We start from the raw sequence: 4382 nt of genomic DNA, 5'->3' as shown, positions 1-4382 counted from the left end.
ACCAGATACGCTACTTTCTTTCAAACCCTCAAACACCAGATTCGGTTATAACTCGATATAGATGGTCGCTTTGATAGCATTAATTCATGTACATTCAGAATATTGCTGGAGCCGCGAATATTTTCATATGGCTAAAACCCCATAAAAGGAGCCCGGCGCCATGAAATCATCCATCTCAGGGTGTTGTGGTTGGAGGACCCTATAGGTAGGAGGCCCAAATTTTGAGTACGCTCCAGCATCAGAGTCTATATTGCAGAAAGTTTCAAAGATTAAGGCGATTAGCGATAAATATGGAATTAGCAATAAGGTTATTGGGCTGCAATTTGTACTGGCCAATCCAGCAGTCGCCGCGGTCATACCAGGCGCGAGCAAACCCAGTAGGATAAAAGAAGATGTTGAGGCGCTGGAAACCAATATTCCAGAGGCTGTATGGCAAGAGCTGCGCCAAGAGCATCTAGTCGATGACTCCGCTCCTCTGCCAACTGGGAAGTAAGGAATAATAGAGTCGGGGTTTTCTGAGCGATTCACACTCGGTGTTGTGACTTCTTGGAAGGTCTAGACATTTTCGCAAGTGCGCGCATTGATTGCGAAGCGCTCTGAAAATCAAAGGCATCACAGAATTATTCAATGGTCTCCTCGATGGTGGAACCCAAATCTAAAAGAAATTCCAAAACCTACTCGCAATTGGCCCCAATGAACGCCCTCTATTGCGTATAATGCATAAATCAAAACTACTAAGTGCTTTGATACCCTCCACATTGATTGGAATAAGCAAGCCCTTCTCCAGTTCGCCCGTAATAAAATGCCTGGGAATTCTGCCCCAACCAAGTCCCGCAAGAGTCAATTGCTTTTTGGTATGGTAGTCATTAACAAACCATCTGCGACCAACTTCAAGCAGACTAATATCTCCTTTTTTCCTTGAGCGACCGGTATCTCGCACAACAATTTGCGGCAACTGTGACGCTTCCAACTGTGAGACATTTTCCGCTGGGAAAACTCCCGGCGCTACTACATTGACCAGTTCAACCTGTCCTATTTTCTTCCACTCATGCCTGCTCTCAACGCCATATAAAGTGGCGAATGCCAAGTCAGCTTCATTATCATCCACGCGCTCCATAACGCCCGACAACAGTTCAGTACTAATGCTGAAATCTGTATTGGAAAATGACAGTACTATGGGTTTGATCTGCTTTAACAGGGGGCTCAGCTCAACAATACCGCTAATAACGACGGTAAATTTCGGCTCTATTCCCGCCCCAAGCTGGTGCCCCATGACAGAGAGCTGCTCAAGGCTTTGCATAACGCGTTTTGTCTGCTGATAAAAAGACTCTCCCTGCTTTGTCAGGCCCGGTCGATAACTATCTCGATCAAACAGGGGAAAACCAAACTCTTCTTCTAGCTTCTTGATTGCATTACTGATTGTCGGCTGAGTCTTAAAAATAGCTTTGGCCGCACCTCGAAAGCTTCCCTGCTCCACTACGGCAATAAACATTTTGAGCTGCTCTTGTGTCATGGCAAAACCCGATTCACTGGATCTATCATATTGATGCAAATATTACATTATTATTTTATCGAATGCATAGTTAATCTACATCCTGTCAAAACAAGCCGGATCAAATGAAATGACTAAGAACCCTTTGGAATTGAGTCTTTTTTCCCGTGGAAACCTTGGTACTTTGGAAACTGGTAGCCGGGTCATCATGGCCGCCTTGACCCGTGCAAGAGTGGGCCGGGATGGGGTGCCTACAGATGTCAATGCCAAGTATTACGCTCAACGGGCCAGTGCGGCGATGATTATCTCTGAAGCTACAGCGATTTCAGCCCAAGGGCTTGGATGGGTGGATACTCCGGGCATTTTTACAGATGAACAAATCGAGGGCTGGCAAAAGGTTACCGATGAGGTACATCGCCGCGGAGGAAAAATCTTTATCCAACTATGGCATATGGGCCGTGAGGTTCACCCCGATTTTATCGGGGGTCAAGCGCCTGTAGCGCCCTCGCCCATAGCAGCAGAAGGTGAAGTGCATACATATGCGGGGAAGAAGCCATACGCAGTTCCCCGAGCCTTAAGTCATGATGAAATTCAAGGCATTATCTCGGATTATAAGCAGGCGGCTAAGAATGCACTTAAGGCCGGCTTTGATGGGGTTGAACTTCACGCTGCAGGGCCATATCTGCCAGCACAGTTTCTTCATGACAGCAGTAATCATCGTACCGATGCCTACGGCGGCAGCGTAGAAAACAGGGCTCGTTTCATCTTTGAAGTAGTCTCCGCACTATGTGAAGTCTGGGGATCAAACCGAATCGGAATCAAGCTCTCGCCCGAGATTAGCTTGGCAGATAGCAATACCCAAGCAACCTATTTATATGTTGTCAATCAACTTAATAGATACAACCTGGCCTATTTACAGATGATGGAGCGGGCCTGGGATAGAGATGAGCAACCAGCCATTGACCACATCCAGCTGCGTAATACCTATAAAGGTCGCTACGTTGCCAATGGTATGTATGACCTGGATTCCGCAAACAAGGCTATTGCCAATGGTTCAGCCGATTATATTTCATTCGGGCGATTATTTATTTCCAACCCAGACCTTGTGGAGCGCTTGGCTAATAATGGGCCCTATAACGAAGAGGATATGTCTTCATTTTTTACTGGCGACGAGCGGGGATATGTAGACTACCCATCCCTAGCAGTAAATATTGTTTAACTTATAGAACTCTCAACTTTACTTTGGATATGACCATGGAAAAAATCCTGATTACTGGCAGTACTGGAAATAACGGAAAAGCTATTCTCAAAAAATTCGCCAGTACTAACATATCGGTAAGGGCTATGTTACGAGATATTTCGATGACCCCAATAAAGGCGGACAATATCAGCTATGTAATAGGAGACTTCGAGGACGAACACTCTCTATTCGAAGCTCTAAAAGGTATTGAATCCGCCTTTCTGGTTACAGCATTCGAACCCTCATTTCCCGACAAACACGCTACCTTTATCCGTATGGCTGAGCAGGCCGGTGTAAAACATATTGTGCAACTCTCCGGTTTAGGTGCCGATACAACCTCCCCTATTGATATAGCCAGATGGTTAGGTGAGGCAGAAAATCATCTCATTCAATCAAGTTTAGACTGGACCATTCTGCAGCCTGCCAGTTTTAACAGCAATTTATTCGCTTTTGCCGATGAGATTGCTAAATATGGCACAATGAGTGCTCCTTTTGGCCCTGCACCGGGTGCAACGATTGTTACAGTCGACCATCAGGATATTGGCGATGTCGCAGCAAAAATACTAATAGAACCAATTGGGCACGCTGGGGAAAAATACATTCTTACCGGAGCAGAAAAATTCACTTACACAGATATAGCAGAGATATTATCTGTAGTTTTTGACAGAAAAATTCTATACGTACCCATTAGTGATGAAATAGCAAGGTCGGGATTATTGAATGCCGGGATCCCAGAGAGCGCTACTAATGCTCTAGCACAGCTTTGGCCTGTAACTCGCGAGTGGGGCCACACCATTGGGCTCTCCGATCACGTAGAAAAATTATTAGGTAGAAAGCCGACTTCACTCAGGACATTTTTTCGTAGTGAAGCGAATCAATTCAATATAAGAGAGGCCTAGATATAGTAGTTCAGATTTGAATCTGGCAGATTGCCATCAGGTAACTAGTTACTGTAAAATCAAGTCTGAATCACTACAGATAAATTTTATTTAAAGTGACACTTAGCCAGCTTCCATGGCGTGCTGGCTTTATCAATCCGACTTTTGAAAGTGATGAAAATTCATATTCTATGAAAACCTGCATTCAACTTTGAAGTGCATCAGTTAATCCCCTGGAAAAGAACGGTCAGCTGAAGGTAACATCTGCCGCTTCTTCTCCAACGAGAGATTAAGTGATGACAGAATACTACCGACAGTTGACCGAAGATCAACGATGCCAGATCTGGGCACTAAAGAAAAGTGATTGGAGCCAGAGGGCAATCGCCAGGGAGATAGGGGTTAGTCAGCCGACGATTAGCAGAGAGCTAGCCCGTAATCGAGGTGGAAAAGGCTACCGCTATAAGCAAGCCCAGCGGATGACTGAAGAGCGGCGTAGGCAGGCGAGGAGGCCAACAAAGATGCTACCTGAGATCATTGTGCTGATAGAAAGCAAGCTGAAGCTGCAGTGGAGCCCAGAGCAAGTTTCCGGCTGGCTAGAGCAGGAAGAAGGCCTGTTAGTTAGCTATGAAACCATTTACCTGCATATCTGGGCCGATAAACAGCGTGGTGGGACCCTGTACGAGAACTTGCGACGCAGGGATAGGCCCTACAACAAGCGAGCTAATGGAAAGTCGACTCGAGGGCATATTAAAAATGCCATCAGCATTGAACA

At 45.7% G+C, this 4382-nt stretch carries 5 protein-coding genes; 4 read left to right on the top strand and 1 reads right to left on the bottom strand.

All coding sequences use genetic code 11. The annotated features are described in order from the left end of the window. Nucleotides 1-250: 250 nt before the first annotated feature. Nucleotides 251-493: an aldo/keto reductase gene (locus tag MO867_RS20725; RefSeq protein ID WP_252472647.1), complete on the top strand. Its 243-nt coding sequence runs from the start codon at nucleotides 251-253 to the stop codon at nucleotides 491-493. A gap of 162 nt (nucleotides 494-655) precedes the next feature. Here MO867_RS20725 and MO867_RS20720 read toward each other — a convergent pair whose 3' ends face one another. Continuing rightward, nucleotides 656-1513, bottom strand: coding sequence for a LysR family transcriptional regulator (locus tag MO867_RS20720; protein ID WP_252472645.1), 858 nt, complete (start codon nucleotides 1511-1513; stop codon nucleotides 656-658). 109 nt (nucleotides 1514-1622) lie between these two features. Between MO867_RS20720 and MO867_RS20715 the strand changes: the two genes are divergently transcribed. The 3 genes from MO867_RS20715 to MO867_RS20705 all read left to right on the top strand — a co-directional run. Continuing rightward, nucleotides 1623-2711 (top strand): alkene reductase, encoded by a 1089-nt coding sequence (locus MO867_RS20715; RefSeq protein ID WP_252472643.1) that lies wholly within the window; start codon nucleotides 1623-1625, stop codon nucleotides 2709-2711. A 35-nt stretch (nucleotides 2712-2746) separates the two neighbouring features. Then, complete coding sequence (locus MO867_RS20710; RefSeq protein ID WP_252472641.1) at nucleotides 2747-3631, top strand: SDR family oxidoreductase; 885 nt, start codon at nucleotides 2747-2749, stop codon at nucleotides 3629-3631. A 275-nt stretch (nucleotides 3632-3906) separates the two neighbouring features. Next, nucleotides 3907-4382, top strand: a 476-nt coding sequence (locus MO867_RS20705; RefSeq protein ID WP_252472639.1) for an IS30 family transposase, incomplete at its 3' end; no start/stop codon positions are given.

The sequence above is a fragment of the Microbulbifer okhotskensis genome (assembly GCF_023895975.1).
In the GTDB taxonomy this organism is placed as follows: domain Bacteria; phylum Pseudomonadota; class Gammaproteobacteria; order Pseudomonadales; family Cellvibrionaceae; genus Microbulbifer; species Microbulbifer okhotskensis.
Note: the sequence above shows the minus strand (reverse complement) of the source record. Positions and strands in the feature narration are given on the sequence as shown.